This is a genomic window from Thermoflavimicrobium daqui (assembly GCF_003313465.1).
GTDB lineage: Bacteria > Bacillota > Bacilli > Thermoactinomycetales > Thermoactinomycetaceae > Thermoflavimicrobium > Thermoflavimicrobium daqui.
The window spans coordinates 1-2,882 of record NZ_KZ845694.1; the positions used below are offsets into that span (position 1 = coordinate 1).

Sequence of the window (2,882 nt, forward strand, 5' to 3'; positions counted from 1 at the left end):
TCTTCAAATCAAAGATTTTTTTTATGCTGCTGTTAGAGATACCGATCATTCATTAACCATTAACAAAAAAGATGTTAACGACTAATTTTAAGACGATTTCCTCCCAATATAAATTAATGTTTTCTCTTATTTACTTCTTGTTGCATTTACCACTTTCATTTTCCAAATTTATAAAAAATTATACCTATATTTAGGAATTTACCAGATGGTAATTTTCAAAATCACTAAGTCTCTAGTTAGGACAGTGCCCAGATCATTACGCCTTTCTTGATGTCAGAACTTTCCCAACCTTAATTCTCTTTTTTTCGTTCTTAATATCTTATACAAGTTCTTATAAAGGTAGTCCATAATATATAACAGACAATCCCTTCATATTCCATACGTATACTGGTTACATAGTTTGTACATGTTAAGAGTAACAGAAGGAGGGATTCCAGTTGGAGTGGATTTTTTATCTATACCTGTTAAATACGTTCTTTATCTTATTCATAGCAATTTGGGAAGTTCGTCGGCCTGCCAAGGCTTTGAATTGGATAATAATCGTCCTTTTTTTACCTGTCATTGGTTTCTGGCTATATCTTAGCATATCAAACCCTAGGTTTATTCATCGAAAAAGATTGACCTGTTCTAAAAATGAATCTAACAAATTACCTGAGACATTCGGTGCTTCAGCATCGGTAATTGCCAATGCTTTACGGCATTTCACTGTGAATGGGCTTCGAATGGGCCAAGTCCAAGTGTTTAACAATGGGATAGCAAAATATGATCAACTCCTTGTATCCCTGCAAAAAGCCCAAGAAACCATTGATCTGGAATATTTCATCTATCGGAACGACCAAATTGGTAATCGAATCACAGAACTGCTAATCGAAAAAGCATTAAATGGAGTGCAGGTTCGTTTTATGAGAGATAGCTTGGGGAGTTATAAATTCCCGCGTGAAAAAATCCGGCAGATGGTTGAAGCAGGGATAGAATGCAGGACAATATTTCCTCTGCGATTTCCCTGGATTTTGTCCAATTGGAATTATCGGGATCATTGTAAGATTGTGACGATTGACAGAAAGGAATCCTTTACTGGCGGTATGAACGTTGGGTATGAATATACAGGATTAAAGCCAGACGTAGGATTTTGGAGGGACACTCATTTGCAAATTATAGGGGAAGCAACAGGCGACTTGCAGACTGTTTTTGATGTTCATTGGGAAATCGCTGTGCCGGAAAGGATAAAATCAAAAACAAATTTGAAAACAAAATCAGAGGTAACGAAAATCAATTCAATCGGCAGAGCAGATCATTCCAAATGGTCAGCCGAATTGGGATCAGAGTTGAGCACCCTTGATGATAAAGAAATGGACATATCCGGAAAAACTAGGACATTGCATAAAGCGTATATCCATACGTTGGAAGGAAACCCTGGAATTCCTACCCCAGTCATTCGGCAAGCTTACTTTATATGTATAACACAGGCGACCAAGACTATTGATTTAACAACACCCTATTTTGTACCAGAAACGGATATTATCATGGCATTAAAGACAGCAGTAACTCGTGGTGTCCGTGTAAGATTGCTGGTTCCTCGCCACAATAATCAAAAAATCGTGGGTCTTGCAAGCCGTACTTATTACGGAGAACTTATAGAAGCTGGAGTTCAAATCTACCAGTACGACAAAGGAATGATACATGCGAAGGTGTTGACCATCGATGAGGAGATTGCTGCCGTAGGCTCAGCAAACTGCGATATGAGAAGTTTTCGCCTGAATTATGAGGTGTGTCAAGTCGTGTACAGTGCTGATGTGGCAAGGGAACTCACAGAGCAGTTCGAGAGGGATCTTACTGATTCTGTACCATTAAGAATTGAAGACTTGTTGCAACGATCCCTGACCGAGCGCATTGTTGAACAGGGTGCTCGCGTGCTTTCTCCATTATTATAAGTTGAAAAAACCGGTATTATTTATCTTTCTGATTTTAATTAGCTTACATGTTGTAATATAAATATTTTAAAACATGAGGATTTTTGAAATCGAGTGAAATATAAAATGGAGGAATAAATTTTGGGTGAAGTTTTTTTGGGTTTACTGACAATCAAAGTCATAGTAGGTTTTGCAACTTTATTTTTTATCATTATCATAACAGGCAGAACATCCATCTATCAGTTAAACCCCGTTTCACTTAGTTTTTGTGTTAGTACTTGGAGATTTTTTAGGAAATAACATTTATGAAGATAAGGTAGGGATTTTTCATTTTTTATATGCCATCGGATTGTGGACGTTTCTTATGTTGGGAATAGAGTTTATGACTCTAAAAAATAAATCGACACGTTCTCTCTTATTAGGCAATCCTAACATCATCATTCGAGATGGTGTTATGGACAGAGATGTAAATCAAGTATTGAGTATACTCCGTCAAAATAATGTCTTTTCAGTTCGCGAAGTCAAATACGGTATATTGGAAGCTAATGGGCAAATAAGTTTATTATTAAAATCCAAGTATCAAAAACCAGATCTCAATCTTCCAGAAAGTCCAGTAGACCTCCCAACATCGTTAATTATAGATGGGGAAATTTTATGGGATAATTTACATGAACTCGGATTTGATCAACAGTGGTTAGATAACCAATTAACTACCAATGGATATGATAATGTAAAGCGTATACTTTACGCAGATTGGCGAGAGAGTGAAGGCATACATGTAAGTCCTAAATAAAATTTGTTAGGATAAGAGCACATCAATTTTCTTGGTGAATATAAACTTTAGTCTTCAACAATCAGGCGCTTTAATGAAGTAACTAAAGCCTAATTTTTCACTTATAACACCGAGAAATTAGACTTTTTATATTTTGGTTTCCTTAACGTTGTAAATCCGCATTTTCCTGACGCTACCCC

The 2,882-nt window shown here is 36.5% G+C and carries 2 protein-coding genes; both read left to right on the forward strand.

The features are described 5' to 3' along the window. Positions 1 to 437 precede the first annotated feature (437 nt). On the forward strand, positions 438 to 1,931 hold the full coding sequence (locus DL897_RS17895; protein WP_113660470.1) for a phospholipase D-like domain-containing protein: 1,494 nt from the start codon (positions 438 to 440) through the stop codon (positions 1,929 to 1,931). Between the two features lie 247 nt (positions 1,932 to 2,178). Then, positions 2,179 to 2,703 carry a DUF421 domain-containing protein gene (locus DL897_RS17900; protein ID WP_166460974.1) on the forward strand — a complete coding sequence of 175 codons (525 nt, stop codon included), beginning with the start codon at positions 2,179 to 2,181 and terminating at the stop codon, positions 2,701 to 2,703. Positions 2,704 to 2,882 lie beyond the last annotated feature (179 nt).